The sequence below is a fragment of the Lentzea aerocolonigenes genome, assembly GCF_000974445.1.
GTDB lineage: Bacteria > Actinomycetota > Actinomycetes > Mycobacteriales > Pseudonocardiaceae > Lentzea > Lentzea aerocolonigenes.
Genome location: NZ_BBOJ01000018.1, coordinates 14,818 through 31,619 on the forward strand (window position 1 = coordinate 14,818; position 16,802 = coordinate 31,619).

16 protein-coding genes are annotated in these 16,802 nt (G+C 69.3%); 13 read left to right on the top strand and 3 right to left on the bottom strand.

Going from position 1 to position 16,802, the window contains the following annotated elements:
* Positions 1–24 precede the first annotated feature (24 nt).
* The 3 genes from AOM45_RS32095 to AOM45_RS32105 all read left to right on the top strand — a co-directional run bounded on the left by AOM45_RS32095 (position 25) and on the right by AOM45_RS32105 (position 1,474).
* Positions 25–513 (top strand): sigma-70 family RNA polymerase sigma factor, encoded by a 489-nt coding sequence (locus tag AOM45_RS32095; RefSeq protein WP_051784504.1) that lies wholly within the window; start codon positions 25–27, stop codon positions 511–513.
* 81 nt (positions 514–594) lie between these two features.
* Positions 595–990 (top strand): ATP-binding protein, encoded by a 396-nt coding sequence (locus AOM45_RS32100; RefSeq protein WP_051784505.1) that lies wholly within the window; start codon positions 595–597, stop codon positions 988–990.
* Positions 991–1,129: 139 nt separating this feature from the next.
* Entirely contained in the window at positions 1,130–1,474 is a 345-nt protein-coding gene (locus AOM45_RS32105; RefSeq protein WP_156249751.1) for an ATP-binding protein, read from the top strand.
* Here AOM45_RS32105 and bla read toward each other — a convergent pair.
* Both bla and AOM45_RS32115 read right to left on the bottom strand, forming a co-directional pair.
* Positions 1,467–2,354, bottom strand: coding sequence for a class A beta-lactamase (gene bla / locus AOM45_RS32110; protein WP_030472271.1), 888 nt, complete (start codon positions 2,352–2,354; stop codon positions 1,467–1,469). The genes AOM45_RS32105 and bla overlap by 8 nt on opposite strands.
* 95 nt (positions 2,355–2,449) lie before the next feature.
* On the bottom strand, positions 2,450–3,568 hold the full coding sequence (locus AOM45_RS32115; protein ID WP_162185745.1) for an alpha/beta hydrolase family protein: 1,119 nt from the start codon (positions 3,566–3,568) through the stop codon (positions 2,450–2,452).
* 134 nt (positions 3,569–3,702) lie between these two features.
* On the opposite strand from AOM45_RS32115, the gene AOM45_RS32120 reads away from it, so the two are divergent.
* From AOM45_RS32120 to AOM45_RS32165, 10 genes are all read left to right on the top strand, one after another.
* Positions 3,703–5,082, top strand: coding sequence for an extracellular solute-binding protein (locus tag AOM45_RS32120; RefSeq protein ID WP_030472273.1), 1,380 nt, complete (start codon positions 3,703–3,705; stop codon positions 5,080–5,082).
* A 149-nt stretch (positions 5,083–5,231) separates the two neighbouring features.
* Positions 5,232–6,056, top strand: coding sequence for a carbohydrate ABC transporter permease (locus tag AOM45_RS32125; RefSeq protein ID WP_201780105.1), 825 nt, complete (start codon positions 5,232–5,234; stop codon positions 6,054–6,056).
* Entirely contained in the window at positions 6,053–6,874 is an 822-nt protein-coding gene (locus AOM45_RS32130; RefSeq protein ID WP_030472275.1) for a carbohydrate ABC transporter permease, read from the top strand. Before AOM45_RS32125 ends, AOM45_RS32130 begins: the two co-directional genes overlap by 4 nt.
* The gene (locus tag AOM45_RS32135) at positions 6,874–7,857 is read left to right on the top strand and encodes an ABC transporter ATP-binding protein (protein WP_030472276.1); all 984 of its coding nucleotides are present in this window, start codon (positions 6,874–6,876) and stop codon (positions 7,855–7,857) included. Before AOM45_RS32130 ends, AOM45_RS32135 begins: the two co-directional genes overlap by 1 nt.
* Positions 7,858–7,861: 4 nt before the next feature.
* Positions 7,862–8,548 carry a phytanoyl-CoA dioxygenase family protein gene (locus tag AOM45_RS32140; protein ID WP_030472277.1) on the top strand — a complete coding sequence of 229 codons (687 nt, stop codon included), beginning with the start codon at positions 7,862–7,864 and terminating at the stop codon, positions 8,546–8,548.
* A gap of 239 nt (positions 8,549–8,787) precedes the next feature.
* Positions 8,788–9,573: an ABC transporter permease gene (locus AOM45_RS32145; RefSeq protein ID WP_236703905.1), complete on the top strand. Its 786-nt coding sequence runs from the start codon at positions 8,788–8,790 to the stop codon at positions 9,571–9,573.
* Positions 9,570–10,571 (top strand): ABC transporter substrate-binding protein, encoded by a 1,002-nt coding sequence (locus AOM45_RS32150; protein WP_030472279.1) that lies wholly within the window; start codon positions 9,570–9,572, stop codon positions 10,569–10,571. Before AOM45_RS32145 ends, AOM45_RS32150 begins: the two co-directional genes overlap by 4 nt.
* Positions 10,568–11,338 (top strand): ABC transporter ATP-binding protein, encoded by a 771-nt coding sequence (locus tag AOM45_RS32155; protein WP_051784508.1) that lies wholly within the window; start codon positions 10,568–10,570, stop codon positions 11,336–11,338. The genes AOM45_RS32150 and AOM45_RS32155 overlap by 4 nt, the downstream gene beginning before the upstream one ends.
* A 105-nt stretch (positions 11,339–11,443) precedes the next feature.
* Positions 11,444–13,495 carry a PQQ-dependent sugar dehydrogenase gene (locus AOM45_RS32160; RefSeq protein WP_035913112.1) on the top strand — a complete coding sequence of 684 codons (2,052 nt, stop codon included), beginning with the start codon at positions 11,444–11,446 and terminating at the stop codon, positions 13,493–13,495.
* Positions 13,495–14,421: a LamG-like jellyroll fold domain-containing protein gene (locus AOM45_RS32165; RefSeq protein WP_030472282.1), complete on the top strand. Its 927-nt coding sequence runs from the start codon at positions 13,495–13,497 to the stop codon at positions 14,419–14,421. The genes AOM45_RS32160 and AOM45_RS32165 overlap by 1 nt, the downstream gene beginning before the upstream one ends.
* 62 nt (positions 14,422–14,483) lie before the next feature.
* On the opposite strand, the gene AOM45_RS32170 is transcribed toward AOM45_RS32165, so the two are convergent.
* Entirely contained in the window at positions 14,484–16,697 is a 2,214-nt protein-coding gene (locus tag AOM45_RS32170; protein WP_051784509.1) for an ATP-binding protein, read from the bottom strand.
* Positions 16,698–16,802: the final 105 nt, after the last annotated feature.

The window sequence follows — 16,802 nt, forward strand, 5'->3', positions numbered from 1 at the left end:
ACGGCGGCGCCTTCACTGACCGGCATGCACGACTTCCTCCGCGTGCTCTACGACACCCACCAGCACAGCCTGCTGAACTACGCGACGGGCCTGACCGGAGACCGGGCGGCGGCCGAGGACGTGGTGCAGGAGACCTTCCTGCGCGCGTGGCGGCACCCCGAGTCGTTCGGCGACGGAACCTCCGCCCGCGGCTGGCTCATCACGGTGGCCCGCAACGTCGTCATCGACAGGGCACGGGCGCGGACGGTCCGGCCGCACGAGACCGGTGAGCACGAACCGGAACCGGTGCCGGACCACGCGCAGCGGGTGGTCGACGCGTTGGTCATGGACGCCGTGCTCGCCTCACTGTCCTATGAACACCGACGGGTGCTCACCGAGCTCTACTACAACGGGCGCACGTACACCGAGGCTGCTGTGTGTCTGGGCGTGCCGACCGGGACGGTGAAGTCGCGGACGCACTACGCGTTGTGCGAGCTGCGGCGTGCGTTCCAGGTCGAACCCCGGCGCGTGTGACCGGTACGAACGTTGGTTGGTTTGGCCGCCGATGCACCTGGGTAACCCGCGCCCGAACTGATCAACTGACCGAGGAGCGGTTTGGCGCGCGACCAGGCAGCGAGGACGGGTGAGCCGGCTCATCTGCCCCTGGGCAGGCAACGGCCGAGTCTGGCGACCGTCCGGCGCTGGGTGCGGCTCGAACTGACGGGAGAGGACACCGACTGCGTCGCAGACGTGCTGTTGGTGGTCAACGAGCTCGTCAGCAACGCCTACCGGTACACCTCCGAACCGTCGTTCCTGCGCGTCGTCGTGGAGAGATCGAAAATTCGTGTCGAGATCGAGCACGACGCCCGCGCGCACCCGCCGTTGCGCAAGGTCTCGCGCCCGCAGCGGGGATATGGCCTGGTCCTGGTCGCGCGACTGTCGGACCGGTGGGGTGTCGACAGGGCGCACGGCGGCACCGTGGTGTGGGCCGATCTTCCCCGGGAGCTCTGATTCCAGTTCGGTGGGTTTCGATCTGCGTTCCAGTGGGTACGGATCCTGCTGCCTTGAACCACCAGGGCACGGGGAGATGCTGATGGGTATTGCAGGACGGTCCAGCGAGCGATTGGACCTCGTCCTACCGGAGGGGGTCATGCCGCTCGCGGACGTGCGAGCGGAGGTGCGCCGTCTTCTTCGAGGAATGCACGAGAACGTCGTGGTCGACGTGATGGTTGTGGCCACGGAACTCGTGAGCAACGCCTACCACCACGCTGCCCCGCCGCGCCGTGCGCGCATTTTGTGCCTTCCGGAACGTGAGGTCGTGCGGGTCGAGGTCGACGACGGCACGCCCGGCCGGTTCCCGCAGTTGGGGCGGATGGGGTTCCTGGGGCGGCGGCAGCGCGGTTTGTTGCTGGTCAACGGTCTGGCTCAGGTCTGGGGACACAACCGGTTCCCGGAGCTGAAGACCGTGTGGGCGGACGTGTCCACGGTCAGGTGAGGGTCTTCACGACGTAGGCGGCGGCCTCCGCGAGGAGCGCCTCGTCGTATTTGGCGTCCGCGGCGGACCTGCTGGACATGAGCGCGACCAGGATCGGCTCGCGGCCGGGTGGCCAGACGACGGCGATGTCGTTGAGCGTGCCGTAGTCGCCCGTGCCGGTCTTGCTCGCGACCCTGCTGCCCTGCGGCACACCCGCACGGACGCGCTTGGCTCCGGTGACCGAGCGTTCCAGCAGATCGGTGAGGAAGTCGCGCTTGTCCTGCGGGAGGGCGTCGCCGAGCACGAGCCGCTGGTAGTCGGTGCCGAGCGAGCGCGGGGTGGCGGTGTCGCGCGGGTCGCCGGGCGTGGCCTCGGTGATGGCGGGTTCGACGCGGTCCATGCGCGTCTCGGTGTCGCCCAGCTCGCGCAGGTACCTCGTGAGCTCGGCCGGGCCGCCGACGTCGCGCAGCAGCAGGTTGCCCGCCGTGCCGTCGCTGTAGCAGACCGCCGCGTCGCACAGGTCGCGCAGCTTCATGCCGGTCTGGACGTGCTGTTTGGTGATCGCCGAGCTCTTCATCAGGTCGGCCTCGGTGTAGGTGACGACGGTGTCGAGGTGCGTCATCGGGTTGCGGTGCAGGATCGCGGCCGCGGCGAGGCCCTTGAACGTCGAACAGAACGCGAACCGCTCGTCCGCCCGGTGCTCGATCGTCCGGCCGGAGTTGCTCAACGCGTAGACGCCCAGGCGTGCGTCGAACTTCTTCTCCAGCTCGAACAACGCGTCGTGCCGCACCGGCGGGGCGCTGGTCGTGGTGGTGGGTGCCGGAGCGGTGGGTTGGGTCGTGGCGCAGCCGGCGAGGGGCAACAGGGCGAAGGTTTTCAGAACTGTGCGTCGGTCGGTCACTCTTCCACGTTATGGGATCGCAGCGGGCCGAGGACGCCGAACTCGACAGACATTGGTTCGGACCATACCGCCACCAGCTGTGAGCGGGCTGTGCGTCACTCCACCAGCCGGATCCCCGGATGGCGTGGCCGGTCGAACAGCGTGGTGCCGCGGTGCTTGAGGTGGAGGTCGAAGAACGCGGCCAAGTGGTCGTGCTGGGCCTTGAGCGCGTCGCGCGGGTCGATCGTGCCGATGAGTCCCGCTCGCCGTTCCGGGGCGATCTGGCCGATCTGCGGCACCGCCCACTGCAGGTCGCTGAAGCCGAGGTGCGCGCCGTCGTCGAGGTGCACGTCCCGCTTCCAGCCGCGCTGGTTCGGCCAGAAGTCGGCCCACGTCCTGGTAAGGCTCGTGTCGACGTGGGAGAGCTCCCGTTCGCCGAGATCACCGCCGAACAACAGGAACGGCCGGTCGAGGCCCTTGGTGACGACCTCACCGGGCGCGTAGGTGCCGCCCTCGCCGGTGTGTTCCATGGCGCCGTCGATGTTGATGCCCGCGTCGAACCGCCGGTCGTGCGCCATCGTCTCGCCCGCGGTGTAGCCGCCGTAGGAGTGCCCCGCGATGCCGACTCGGCTCGTGTCGGCCCACCGGTGCAGGCTCGGGATCTCGCCGAGCACGAACCGCATGTCGGCGACCCGCGCGTCGATGGCCTTCTTCATCGTCGCCTGCTCGGCGTCCCGCATCAGGCCGCGCTCGACGCGGTTGCCGGGGAACTCGACGGCCACCGTTTCGTGGGTGTGGCTCACCGTCACCACCACGTACCCGCGGCTCGCCAGATCGTCGGCGGTGCCCGCGTAGAACTCGCGCGGTGTCTGGAGCCCTGGCGAGAAGAGCACGACGGGCCACCTGCCAGGCACGGCCGGGGCGTCCACGCGGGCCTGGCGGCGCGTGCCGGACCAGTCGACCGTGCCCGCGGGGATGCCGAGGTACGCGGGGCTGGAAATGATCGGGTCGAGGGTCGCCGCCAGGCCGGGACTCAGCCACGGCGCCGGCCGGCCTCTGCGCTGGGCCGGGTAGCTGACGGTGACCATCAGTTCCCGGTTCTTCTCCGGCCCGAACGGGTCGGGGCGCGCGGAGTCGACGAGGTGAGCGTCGAACGTTCCGACTGGAAATGGTCCGCTGAGCTGCGGCGACACCAGGGCTGACGCAGCCAGGGCGGCCGCGAGCAGGAGCTGCATTGTTGATCTACCCCCTTCGGGCGCCAGCCTCGCAGGCGCCCACTGAGAGGGTGCTGAGAGCTTGTGGCCGTGGTGATCCAGTGCCATGTTGGTCGTTGACGTACCGGCTGGTCCTCTGGGTGGGGAGATCACGGATGCGGCGAACGACGACGTTCGGGCTGTTGGCGGTGTGCGGCCTCCTGGCGGGATGTCTGGGACAGACGCAGCAGGGCGACCAGGCGAGAAACGCCGACGCCAAGGAGATCACCCTGACGATCGTCGCCAACGCGGCGGCGGGCGGGAAGAACGCGCGTGGCGCGAACTGGTTGCAGAACTGGGTGATCCCGAAGTTCACCGAGCAGCAGAAGGCAAAGGGCGTCACGGCGACGATCAAGTTCGAGCAGAACGGCGCCGGCGACGAGGACTTCAAGACCAAGGTGGCGCTCGACCTCAAGACCGGCGGTGGCGGCGACATCATCGAGATCGACGGCATCTGGCTCGGCGAGTTCGCGCAGGCTGGCCAGATCAAGCCTCTCGGTGACGTCGTCGGCAACACCGACTGGGACGGCTGGACCCAGATTCCCAAGGCGGTGCAAGGGCTCGGCGAGTTCGACGGCAAGCGGTACGGCGTGCCGATGGGCACCGACGGGCGGGTGCTGTTCTTCAACAAGAAGCTCTTCTCGCAGGCCGGGTTGCCCGCGGACTGGCAGCCGCGGTCGTGGCAGGACGTGCTGGACGCCGGTGCTCGCCTGAAGGCGTTGCCCGGCGTCACGCCGATCCAGCTCAACGCCGGCACGGCGATGGGCGAGGCCACGACCATGCAGGGAGTGCTGCCCGCGTTGGCCGGTACGGGCAAGCCCGTCTACGAGAACGGCAAGTGGCAAGGGGATTCGGCTCAGCTCAAGGACGTTCTGGGGCTGTACCAGAAGATCTACGGCGGTGGGCTCGGCGATCCCGTGCTGCAGCAGGAGGCCAAGGGCCGCGACCGGTCGTTCCAGCTGTTCAGCGACAACAAGATCGGCATCCTGCTGGAGAGCGACTACTTCTGGCGCTCGGTGACGGAACCGCGCAACGGCGTGGCGAAGATGGCCGACCGCGACACCACGCTGGGCTGGGCCCTGGTGCCCGCTCGCCAGGCCGGCGCGGGCGTGGGCGGGCAGGACTTCGTGAGCATGTCGGGTGGCGGGGTGCGGGTGATCAACCCGAACACCAAGTACCCCAGGCAGGCCTGGGAGTTCATGCAGTTCCTCAACTCCGCGGAGGCCGTGAAGGAGTCGCTGGCGGGCACTGCGCAGCTCACGCAGCGGCAGGACGTCAACGACCAGGTGCTCAAGGGCGACCCGATGCTCACGTTCATCGCGGAGAAGGTTCTGCCGATCACCCGGTACCGGCCCGGCCTCGCCGACTACCCCAAGGTGTCGGCGGCGTTGCAGCAGGCGACCGCGGACGTGGTGGCGGGCAAGAGTCCTGACGACGCCGCTCGCGCTTACCGCGACGCCCTGGTGAAGGCCGTTGGCGAGACGAATGTCGGCTAGTGGCGAACGCGAGCTGCTCGGGATGAACGGCGCATTTGTCCACCTGTGGTCGACGAAAGCGCCGTTCATCGAGGACGACCACAGGCGGTGCCGTGGATAGTTCGGGGCTGGACAGTTCGGGTTTGGGCGTCCGGCGCGCGGTGGGATTCGTGGCGCCGGCGTTGGTGCTGATCGGGGTCTTCCTGGTCTTCCCGGCGCTCTGGACGCTGTACATCGGCATCACGAACTACCAGCTCACCGGGCCCGCGGCGGCGAATCCGCGCGTCGTGGGACTGGACAACGTCGTCAACGCCGTGCGCGACCCGTTGTTCACGAACTCGGTGTGGCTGACGGCTTTGTTCGTGCTGGGGTCCGCGGTGATCGGGCAGAACGTGCTGGGGTTCGGGCTGGCGTGGTTGCTGCGCACGGTCCGGCCGGTGCTGCGGCGGACCGTCGAGGGTCTCGTGCTGCTGTCGTGGATCCTGCCGGGCACGGTCGTGGCGTACCTGTGGTTCGCCGTGCTGAGCCGCGACACCGGCACGCTGGGGATGCTGCTCGGCTCGCCGCGGACGGCCTGGCTGGTCCAGTACCCGATGACCAGCCTGATCATCTTCAACGTCTGGCGCGGCACGGCTTTCTCGATGCTGCTCTACACCTCGGCTCTGGCCGCGGTGCCGCCGTCGCAGCTGGAGACCGCGCGGCTGGCCGGGGCGTCGGGATGGCAGACCGTGCGGGACGTGGTGTTCCCGCACATCCGCGGGCACGTGCTGACCAACACCCTGCTGATCAGCCTGTGGACGGCCAACGACTTCACGCCGTTCCTGCTGACCGCGGGCGGGCCGAACCACCGGTCGGAAGTGCTGCCCGTGCTGATCTACCGCCAGGCGCTGGAGAGCGGGCAGCTCGGGTACGCGTCCGCGATGTCGATGCTCTTGCTGGTGGGCAACCTCGTGATCGCACTGGTGTACCTGAGGTTGCTGCGGAGGCGGGCATGAGTCCTCTGTGGATGGTGCGCCGGATCGGCTTCTACGTGCTGATCGCGGTCGTGCTGGCGTTCTTCGCGGTGCCGATGCTGTGGCTGGCCTCGGCACCGTTCGACTCGAAGCCCGGACTCGGTCTGCGCTGGCCGGACTGGACTCTTGCCAACGTCGTGGCGACCTTCGACCACCCGTACGCGCTGACGTCGCTGGTGAACTCGTTGGTGCTGTGTGTGATCGCGACCGTGGTGACGACGGTGTTCGCGGCGTTGGCGGCCTACGCGTTGTCACGGGTGCGCATTCCGGGCCGGGATCTGCTGTTGTACCTGCTGTTGCTGCTGTCGTCCGTGGTCACCGGCACGGCCGCGATGGTGCCGATCTTCGTGATGATGCTCCAGCTCGGCCTGATCAACTCCCAGTTCGGCACGGCACTGGTGATCGCGGGCGGCATGCTGCCCGCGGCCATCTTCATCCTCAAGGACTTCGTGGACGCCGTGCCGCGCTCGTACGAGGAGTCGGCGCGCGTGTTCGGCGCCTCACCGCGACAGGTGCTCGGCCACGTCGTGCTGCCGGTCGCACGGCCCGGTGTCGCGACCATCTTCGTCTGGGCGTTCGTCAACGCCTGGGGCAACTTCCTGCTGCCGTTCCTGCTGCTGCGCGACGTCGGCCAGCAGCCGGCGGCGGTGCTGTTGCGCACCCTGTACGACGAGGGCGGCAGCGCCAACCTGACGGTGATCCCGGTGTTCTCGTTGCTGTACTCGATCCCGGTCGTCGTGCTGTACCTGTTCGTGAGCAAGCGGTACGGGTTCCGATTCCACGGAGGCATCAAGAGCTGATGGCGGGCATCACGATCGCCGGTCTCTCCACCGTCTACCCCAACGGGGTGCGGGCGGTGGACTCGCTGGACCTCGAGATCTCCGACGGCGAACTGTTCGCCCTGCTAGGCCCGTCGGGCTGCGGCAAGACCACGTTGTTGCGCACCATCGCGGGCCTGGAGGGCGCCTCCGACGGTTCTGTCCGCATCGGCACGCGCGACGTCACCCGGCTCCAGCCCGGTGACCGCCGCGTGGCGATGGTGTTCCAGGACTACGCGTTGTTCCCGCACATGACGGTGGCCGAGAACATCGCGTACCCGTTGCGGGTGCGCGGCGCCGCGAAGTCCGTGCAGCAGGAGACCGCCGTCCGCACGGCAGGCGGCCTGAGCCTGGGCGGCTTGCTGGACCGCCGGCCCGGCCAGCTCTCCGGCGGCCAGCAGCAACGCGCGGCGCTGGCCCGCGCGGTCGCCGCGTCGGCCGAGGTGCTGCTGCTGGACGAACCTCTGTCCAATCTGGACGCTCGGTTGCGCCTGGAGGCCCGGACTTTCCTCAAGAAGCTGCAACGCGAACTGGCGCTGACGACCGTCTTCGTCACGCACGACCAGGCCGAGGCACTGGCGCTGGCCGACCGGATCGCGGTGATGGACGAGGGCCGCATCCGGCAGATCGGCACACCGCGCGAGGTCTTCCAGCGGCCCGCCGACACGTTCGTGGCGAACTTCATCGGCTCGACCCCGATGAACCTGGTGCCGCGCGGGGACGTCGTGGTCGGTGTCCGTCCGGAGTACCTGTCGCCCGCGTCCGAAGGCCTGTTCACCGGCGTCGTGTCCATTGTGGAGAACCTGGGCGTGACCTCGCTGGTGACGCTCGACTGCGGCGAGGACCAGATCGGCTACGTCGTGCCGGAGGACGACGAACCCGCCGTGGGCACGACGGTGACGGTGGACGCTCCCGCTGCCCGCGTTCTGCGCTACGACAAGGAGACCGGCCTACTCGTGAGGTGACCCGATGTTCCAGACCGACGGCTACGAGACGCACGAGCGCCTGCTGACTTCGCCGAAGTTCGAGGCGCTGGCGTCCTTCTTCGAACGCAAGCTGGCGGCGTTGCCGGCGGGGGAGCGCCCCGAGCACATGGACGTGCCGCACCTGACCGACCCGGCGCTGTTCGAGTGGCTGCTCGACCCCGGCGTGCTGGACCTCGTCGAGTCGCTGATCGGCCCGGACATCGCACTGTTCTCGTCCCACTTCATCTGCAAACCGGCGGGCGACGGCAAACCCGTGCCGTGGCACCAGGACGCGCACTTCTGGCGCGACACCATCTCACCGGCAGGCGACGCGATCACGGTCTGGCTGGCCATCGACCCGTCGACGACCGAGAACGGCTGCCTGCGCGTGATCCCCGGCAGCCACCTCGCACCCGTCGAGCACCAGGGCAACGAGGACTCGTTCTTCAACCAGGAGACGCTGGTCGACGAGTCGCGCGCCGTGGACGTGGAACTGGAGCGCGGGGCGTGCAGCGTCCACTCGGCCATGCTGGTGCACGGCAGCCCGCCGAACCGGAGCTCCCTGCGGCGCTGCGGCTACACCATGAGGTACATGCCGACGACGGTCCGGTTCCTCAAGGGCGGCTCGCACCGGATCTATCTGGCGCGTGGGCGCGACCACGCGGGGAACACGTACGCGCCGGTGCCGTGATCGGCGAGCGAGGTCCGCGTGTCGGGCGAAGTGCAGGTGTCACGTGGAGTTCGGGAGCGGCTGACCGGCCTGGAAGCGCTGAACCCTTGATCAGACCTCGGCCGCTCAGTTGTCCAGTCCACTGGATCGATCCTCCACCTTGACCGGCCAGTCAGCCCGCCATAGCGTGAGGCGGAAAGCGCTTTCCGACCTAGGGGGGCTCGGTGGAACCGGTTTCGGGAGACCGCTGGAGGGGACTGGTGGAGCGAACGTGGCGCCCTGCCGCGTTGCTCGTCGCCTGTCTCGTGATCTGGCACCTCGTCACCGTCACCGGCCTGGTCGAGGCCTACCTCGTGCCGTCACCGGCCAAGACCTTCGACCTGCTCGTCGACAAGTGGTCGTACCTCTGGGGCCACACCTGGGTGACGACCTGCGAGACGATTCTCGGGTTCGTCGTCGCCGGTGTCCTCGGCGTGCTGGTCGCGGTCGCCATGGTCTACTCCAGGACGATCGAGAGCACCGCGTACCCGATCCTGCTGTTCGCGCAGGTCATCCCGAAGATCGCCATCGCGCCGCTGTTCGTGGTGTGGCTCGGCTTCGGCTTCGAGCCCAAGGTGGTCGTGGCCGTGCTGATGGCGTTCTTCCCCGTGGTGATCTCGACGGTCACCGGGCTCAAGTCGGTCGACACCGAGATGCTCGAGCTCGCGGCCACGATGGGCGGCGGGCCGGTCAAGACGTTCGTGAAGATCCGCTTCCCGGCCGCGCTGCCGCACCTGTTCGCGGGGCTGAAGGTCGCCGTCACGCTGGCCGTCACGGGTGCCGTCGTCGGGGAGTTCGTCGGGTCCAACGAGGGTCTCGGGTACGTGATCCTGCAGGCCAACGGCAACATGGACACGCCGATGCTGTTCGCGGGCCTGATCGTCATCTCGGTCGTCGGCATCCTCCTCTTCCTCCTGCTCGACCTCGCCGAACAGCTGCTGCTGCCGTGGCACGCCAGCAGGCGGGGCGCCGCCGTCACAACCCTTCTGGCGAAAGGCGGAACATGAAAAGACTGCTCGCAGGCCTTCTTCCCGCGGTGCTGGTGGTCGCCGCCTGCGGTGGTGGTGGCCAGGCGGAGTCCGGCGGTGAGGCGAAGGAGGTCACGCTCACTCTCAACTGGTACCCGTACGGCGAGCACGCGCCGTTCTACTACGGGGTCAAGCAGGGCATCTTCGACAAGCACGGCATCAAGCTCAAGATCCAGGCGGGACAGGGCTCCGGCAAGACCGTGACGGCGACCGGTGCCGGCCAGACGGACTTCGGGTGGGCTGACACGTCCGCGCTCGCCACGGCCGTCGAGCAGGGTGTACCGGCCAGGAGCATCGGGGTGTTCCTGCAGACCACGCCCGCTTCGGTGCAGTTCTTCGCCGAGAAGAACATCAAGAAGCCGGAGGACCTCAAGGGGAAGTCCGTCGCCACGACCGCGGGTGACGCGCTGACGAAGACCTTCCCGGCGTTCCTCAAGCAGAACGGGATGCAGGAGTCGGACGTCTCGATCCAGAACATCGATCCCGCGGGCAAGATGGCCGCGGTCATCTCCGGGCGCACCGACGTGCTGCTGGGCTTCGCGTCCGACCAGGGGCCGACGATCAAGGAGAAGTCCGGCAAGGACGTGGGGTACCTGCGGTTCTCCGAGTTCGGGCTGAACTACTTCAGCAACGGGTTGCTCACCAGCAAGACGATGCTGCAGAAGGATCCCGAGCTGGTGCGGAAGATGGTCGCGGCGACGCAGGAGGCGTGGGCGGCGGCGGAGAAGGCGCCGGAGGCGGCGGCCGAGTCGATGAAGGGCGCGGCCGAGCAGCTGCCGTCGCCGACGGTCGTGCTGGAGCAGTTCAAGACCACGTTGACCCTGCTGCACACCGACGCCACCAAGGGCAAGGCGCCGGGCGTCAACACCGCGGAGGACTGGAAGAAGACCATCGACACGTTCCAGCGCACCGGCATCATCGGCAAGGCGTCCGAGCCCTCGGCGTACTGGGAGGAAAGCGTGGCTCCGAAGGGATGAGCGCCGTCGCGATCACCGACGTCTCCGTGCGCTTCCAGTCGAAGCGCGCGGAGACCACCGCGATCGGGCACGTCTCGCTCGACGTCGCGCCCGGCGAGTTCGTGTCCATCGTGGGCCCGTCCGGCTGCGGCAAGTCGACGCTGCTCAAGCTCGTGTCCGGCCTGCTGAAGCCGTCGTCCGGGTCGGTGACGCTGCTCGGCGAGCCGGTGCGCGGGCCGCGGCACGACATCGGGTTCGTGTTCCAGCGGGCGGCGTTGCTGGACTGGCGTTCGGCGCGGCGCAACATCCTGCTGCAGGCCGAGATGCGGGGCATGAACTCCGCGGAGGCGGGCAGGCGGGCCGACGAGCTCATCGAGATGACCGGGCTCTCGGGGTTCGAGAACGCCCTGCCGCACGAGCTGTCCGGTGGCATGCAGCAGCGAGTGGCGTTGTGCCGCGCGCTGCTGCACCGGCCGCGCGTCCTGCTGATGGACGAACCGTTCGGCGCGCTCGACGCGTTGACCCGCGAGCAGATGAACGTGGAGCTGCATCGGGTGTGGCGGGAGACCGGCACGACGGTGCTGCTCGTGACGCACTCGATCGCGGAGTCGGTGTACCTGGCGAACCGGGTGGTGGTGCTGACGCAGCGGCCCGCGCTGGTCAAGGAGGTCATCGACGTCGACCTGCCGGCGAACAGGGACTACTCCGAGACGATGGCGCGCCAGGAGTTCGCCGCGGCGACCGCGCACATCCGTGATCTGCTGGGCGCGGTGACAGAACACGATTGATCATGACAGGACGTGACAGAAGTCTTGTGACACCTGTCACCCGGTGGGTAAAGTCTGGCAAGCCGCCGCCTGGTAAGCGCTTTCCTGACCCACGGGGTGGTGGGGATGTCCAGACGGTTCTTCCGGCTCGCTGTCACAACATTCGTGCTCTCAGCGCTGTTCGTGCCCATCGCGTCCGCCCAGCCGGACGCGCCGATCGCCGACCCGTTGCCGACGCCGGGCGCTTCCGGCATCGGCCTGGAGCTCACCGAGGTCGCGCGGCTGCCGGAGTCCAAGCCGGTGCCGCCGCCGACCGACAGCAGGTTGAAGCGCTACAACCGGATCAACTACCTCGGCGAGGTGCCCGACGGCTCCGGACGGCTGTTCGTGCCCGACATGAACGGCAAGCTGTACCTGCTGGACCACGGGGTGCAGCACGTGTTCCTCGACCTCGGCGCGGCCGTCGGCCCCGACTTCCACTCCCACCGAGGGCTGGGCAGCGGCTTCGGGTTCGCGGCGTTCCACCCGGACTTCAGGCGCAACGGCAAGTTCTACACCGTGCACACCGAGACCGGTTCCGCGCTCACGTCCAAGAAGCCGGACCTGCCGTCACCGGCCGACACGCAGGTCCACGGTGTGATCACCGAGTGGACCGTGTCGGATCCGGCCGCCGACGTCTTCTCCGGCACCCGCCGCGAGATCCTGCGGGTCGGCTACGCGTCGTTCATCCACGGCTTCCAGGAGATCGGCTTCAACCCCACCGCCCGGTGGTGGGACGAGGACCACGGCCTGCTCTACCTCGCGTCGGGCGACGGCGGCATCGGCGTCTCGACCACCGTGCCGCAGGACCTCGCGCTGCCGCAGGGAAAGATCCTGCGCATCGACCCCGCCGGTCGCAACGGCGTGAACGGCCAGTACGGGATCCCGCGTTCGAACCCGTTCGTGCGCAAGGCAGGCGCGCTCGGCGAGATCTACGCGTACGGCATGCGCGACCCGTACCGGTTCAGCTGGGACAACGGCAGGATGTTCCTCGGCCACATCGGCGAGAAGGCCGTCGACTCGGTCTACGAGGTCCGCAAGGGCGCCAACCTCGGTTGGAGCGAACGGGAAGGGCTCTGGGAGTTCCGCCGCGGTGACCCGTCGTGCGGGGTGTTCCCGCTGCCCGCCGACGACGCGAAGTACGGCTACACCTATCCCGTCACGGCGTTCGACCACAACCGGCTCGCCTCGTCGCGGCCGTGCGCCGACAGCGGCAACGCGTTGATGGGCGGGTTCGTCTACCGCGGTGCGAAGATCCCGTCGTTGCGCGGCAAGTACATCTACGGCGAGGGCGTGAAGGGCCTCATCTACTACGCGGAAGAACGCGAGATGCGCACCGGCAGGCCGATGGCCGTCACGCGCGAGATGATGGTCTACGCCGACGGCCAGCTGACCACGCTCAAGGCACTCGTGAACGACCCGAACCGCGTCGACCTGCGCTTCGGGCGGGACGCCGCCGGTGAGCTCTACGTGCTGGCCAAGGCGAACGGCAAGATCTGGAAGGTGACGGGTGCTCGCACCTTCGCCTCCTGTCGCACCGGCCACGACTTCGTCACCGGCACCGGATCCGCGCGGTCGTGGGCACCGGTGACCCCGGCGCTCTGGCAGTTCCCCGGCCGCGAGGTCGTGCTGGCCCAGCCGGGAGTTCCGCGCCCAGGTCCTCGTCGACCGTTCGAGTACGCCGTTCTCTCGAAGGGGCCGGCGTTCGGCTCGATGCAGTTGGACGCACAGGTGCGGCTGGACACGCCGGTGGCGGAGTCGAACAGGGACGTGATCATCGTGTTCGGCTACCGCTCGGACACGGAGTTCTACTACGCGCATCTGTCGTCCGACAACAGGATCTACCCGCACAACGGGATCTTCGTCGTCAACAACGCGGACCGGCTGCGGCTCGACCACCAGTGGGACGCCGAACGTTCCGTCGGCGCCGCCCCCGCGGTGACGGACACCGAGTGGCACCGCGTGCGGGTCAGGCACTGCGCCGACTCGGGCGAGATCGCGGTGTACCTCGACGGGTCGCCGCACCCGTTGATGACCGCCGTGGACAGGACTTTCTCCTCGGGGCGCGTGGGTTTCGGCTCGTTCGACAACATCGGCAGGCTGCGCGATCTGCGCGTGCACGGCAAGGGAGTCGCGTGATGAGACGACCGCTGGTTCTCGGGGTGGCCCTCGCCTTCTGCGCAGGACTGGCCGCACCCGCCCAGGCCACGTTCGGCACGGTGCTGCCGACCCTGCACCGCAACCTGGTGGCGTACTACGACTTCGAACACCCGGTGCGCGGGAACGCGGCCCTGGAACAGGACCGCGGCCGCTCCGGCACCGCGCTGTCGCTGATCAACGGCGGTGCCGCCATGCGCGTGCGGGACGGCGCGTTCCGGCGCAGCCGCACGTCGTTGCAGCTCAAGCAGATCAACCCGGCGACCGCGGGCAACGACGACTGGAAGGCGGGCCTGTACAGCGAGACCGGGGTGCCGACGCTGAGGCCGTTCAACGGCGCGCGCCAGGCGTCGATCATGGGCTGGGTGAAGATGACGGGCCAGAACCCGGCCCCGAACTCGAACTCGGCCAACCCGGACGACCTGTACGGCGCGATCGGTCTGGCCGGCGTGCTGTCCGGTGACTCGAACGGCCACGCGGTGCGGGCGTTGCTGGAGCTGATCCAGGTCGACGGCGAGCTGAAGCTCGTCGCGCTGGCCCGGCGTGTCGACGGCGGCGACTCGCAGACGTTCGCGGCGGCGGAGGACTGGAAGAAGCTGTTGCCGGACGGTGAATGGGTGTTCCTCGCGGCGACGTTCGACTTCGACACCGGTTCGATGGCGTTGTACCGCAACGGGAAGCCGTTGACCGGCCGGTACGTCGTCGCCGGTGACCCGTGGAAGCTCGAAGGCGAACCGGAACCGGACCTGGCGTCGGCCACCGACCCGCGCGGGATCAAGATCGGTGGCAGCTATCCGCAGAACACCCGTGAGGGCAACGCGTGCAACTGCCGCATGGACAGCTTGATGTTCCTCGACCGGGCTGTGCGGCCGTGGGAGGTGGCGGCGCAGCACCGCTTCACGCGGTAACGTGGAGTTGTTGGTCAGCAACGTGTCTGGGGGGACAGTGCAGGAACAACGTTCGGGCGGCTTCACCGGCGACGTCGCACGACTCCGGTGATCAGGTCTTCCAGTTCCGCGAGTTTCGCGGCGTGACGGGTGGTGCGCAACAGGCCGGCCGCGCGCCGCCAGACCGTGCGGGCCTGGTCGGCCTCGCCCAGCGCGCGGTGGACCTCGCCGAGCATGCGCAACGACTCCGCCTCGTGGTGGCGATCACCGAGGCCGCCCCACACCGCGGCGCTCGCGCGGTAGTGCTCGGCGGCCTCGACCAGTCGCCCGGTGTGCTGGTAGATGAAGGCCAGATCCTCCAAAGTGGACGCTTCCGCGGCGCTCTGGTGGTGCAGGCCGCGGCACATCTCCAGCGCCCGCCGGCAGAGCGGGAGCGCCTCGGTGAAGCGGCCGAGCTTGGCGGTGTGCCAGCCGACGGCGTTCAACGCCTCGGCCTCGCGGGCGGTGAAGCCGGAGGCCCGGAAGAGCTCCAGTGCCGTGGTCGCGTGTTCCAGAGCGCGTTCGTGGTCGCCGAGCTCTGCCCACGCCACCGTGATCGACCGGTGGGTGTGCGCGCGTTCGTCGAGGTCGTCACCTCGCTCGACGATCGCGAGCGCCGCGTGGAGGTGGTCGAACGCCTCCGGCAGGTGCAGCCGGGCGCACGCGTCGCCGAGCAGCCGGTGTGCCCTGCCCAGCAGGACCGGGTCGCCGAGCAGCCGCGCGGCCGTCAGCCCGCGCTGCCACGTCTCGCGCTGGCTGTCCATCCGGTCGGTCCGGTAGTGGTAGGTGTTCAGCACCCAGGCCAGCTGCCAGACACGGGTGTGCCAGCCGTGCCGCTCGGCTGCCTGCTGGGCGTCCAGCAGACCGGCGTGCTCCGCGCCGAACCAGGTCAGCGGGTCGGCGCCGGTCAGCGGACGGCATCCCGCGGCGGGCGTTGCCAGCTCGATCGGCGGGATGTGCGGGGCCAGTGAGGTCGCCAGGGGCAACGCCGTGTGCAGGTAGAAGTCGACCAACCGGCGCAGGGCGTCGGAGCGCGTCCGTTCGGGGACGAGCGCCAGCGCCTGTTCCCGCGCGTACAGCCGGACGAGGTCGTGCATCCGGTACCGGCCGTCGGCGGACCTGCCCACGAGGCTCGCGGCTTCCAGCTCTGCCAACGGTTTCCGGGGTGGCACCGCGCTGAGCGACTCGACCGCCGCCGCGCTGAGGTCGGCGCCGGGCGCGAGCGCGAGCAGGCCCGCCAGCAGGCTCGCCTCGGGACTGAGCGCCTGGTACGACCAGGACAGGACCGACCGCAGGCTGATCCCGCCCTCGTCGGTGTCGAGCGCGTCCAGCCGCGCCGCCCGGTCGCGCAGCTCGTCCGCGATCCACCTCAGCGGCACGTCCGGGCGCACGCGGGCGCGTCCGGCGATGATCGCCAGCGCCAGCGGCAGGCCGGCGCAGCGTTCGACGATCGTGGTCACCGCGTCCGGTTCCGCGGCCAGGCGGGTCTCGCCGAGCCGGGTCGCGAGCAGGGCGCGGGCCTCGGCGCCGGACAACACGCCGAGCGGGACCGGCACCGCGCCGTGCGTCGCGACGAGCCCGGTCAGCGCCACCCGGCTGGTCACCACCACGGTGCAGGAGCCGCCACCGGGCAGCAGTGGCACCAGCTGGTCCGATCCGGCGGCGTTGTCGAGCACCAGCAACAGCCGCCGGTCCGCCGTGACGCTGCGGTAGAGCGCGGTCCGTTCCTGGTCGTCGGCAGGCACGGAGTCACCGTCGACGCCCAACGCGGCGAGGAACGCGCGCTGGACGTCCGCGGGCCGCATCGGGTCGGCGCCGGGACCGAAACCGCGCAGATCCACGTGGAGCTGGCCGTCCGGGAACCGTTCGGCCTGCCCGTGGGCCCAGTGCAACGCCAGCGCCGTCTTGCCGGTGCCCCCGAGCGCCGACACCACCACGAGTGCGGCCGTGTCGAGGAGGGCCAGCTCGCGGGCGCGGCCGGTGAACCCGGCGGGAGGGGACGGCAGCTGGCGCGGCACGGGCCGGTCCGCCGACGGTCTGCCACCCGCCGCGGCGAGCAGTTCCTCCTGTTCGCTCTCCTGCAGCCGGAGTGCCTGCGCGAGCCGTCGCACCGAGGCGAGCTGCGGGTTGGTGCGCCGGCCGGTCTCGACGCCGCGGATCGTGCTGACCGACACCCCCGACTGGGCGGCGAGGGCCTCCTGGGTCAGCCCGGCGCGCCTGCGGTGGTGGCGGACGAGGGCGGCGAATTGATCGGCCACCGTTCCAAGCTAGCGGCCCGACCGTTCACACGTGGCCGGTTCGTGACCTGTTCGCGGCGATCGCGCCCACCCCAGGATGAGACGGGTCTACGAGGGGAGATTTGC

Bases quoted from the DNA above. Each gene is read 5' to 3' on its own strand.
- AOM45_RS32165 (WP_030472282.1), top strand. From the start codon at position 13,495: ATGAGACGACCGCTGGTTCTCGGGGTGGCCCTCGCCTTCTGCGCAGGA.
- AOM45_RS32115 (WP_162185745.1), bottom strand. From the start codon at position 3,568: ATGCAGCTCCTGCTCGCGGCCGCCCTGGCTGCGTCAGCCCTGGTGTCG.
- AOM45_RS32135 (WP_030472276.1), top strand. From the start codon at position 6,874: ATGGCGGGCATCACGATCGCCGGTCTCTCCACCGTCTACCCCAACGGG.
- AOM45_RS32130 (WP_030472275.1), top strand. From the start codon at position 6,053: ATGAGTCCTCTGTGGATGGTGCGCCGGATCGGCTTCTACGTGCTGATC.
- AOM45_RS32150 (WP_030472279.1), top strand. From the start codon at position 9,570: ATGAAAAGACTGCTCGCAGGCCTTCTTCCCGCGGTGCTGGTGGTCGCC.
- AOM45_RS32105 (WP_156249751.1), top strand. From the start codon at position 1,130: ATGCCGCTCGCGGACGTGCGAGCGGAGGTGCGCCGTCTTCTTCGAGGA.
- AOM45_RS32140 (WP_030472277.1), top strand. From the start codon at position 7,862: ATGTTCCAGACCGACGGCTACGAGACGCACGAGCGCCTGCTGACTTCG.
- AOM45_RS32095 (WP_051784504.1), top strand. From the start codon at position 25: ATGCACGACTTCCTCCGCGTGCTCTACGACACCCACCAGCACAGCCTG.
- AOM45_RS32160 (WP_035913112.1), top strand. From the start codon at position 11,444: ATGTCCAGACGGTTCTTCCGGCTCGCTGTCACAACATTCGTGCTCTCA.
- AOM45_RS32120 (WP_030472273.1), top strand. From the start codon at position 3,703: ATGCGGCGAACGACGACGTTCGGGCTGTTGGCGGTGTGCGGCCTCCTG.
- AOM45_RS32155 (WP_051784508.1), top strand. From the start codon at position 10,568: ATGAGCGCCGTCGCGATCACCGACGTCTCCGTGCGCTTCCAGTCGAAG.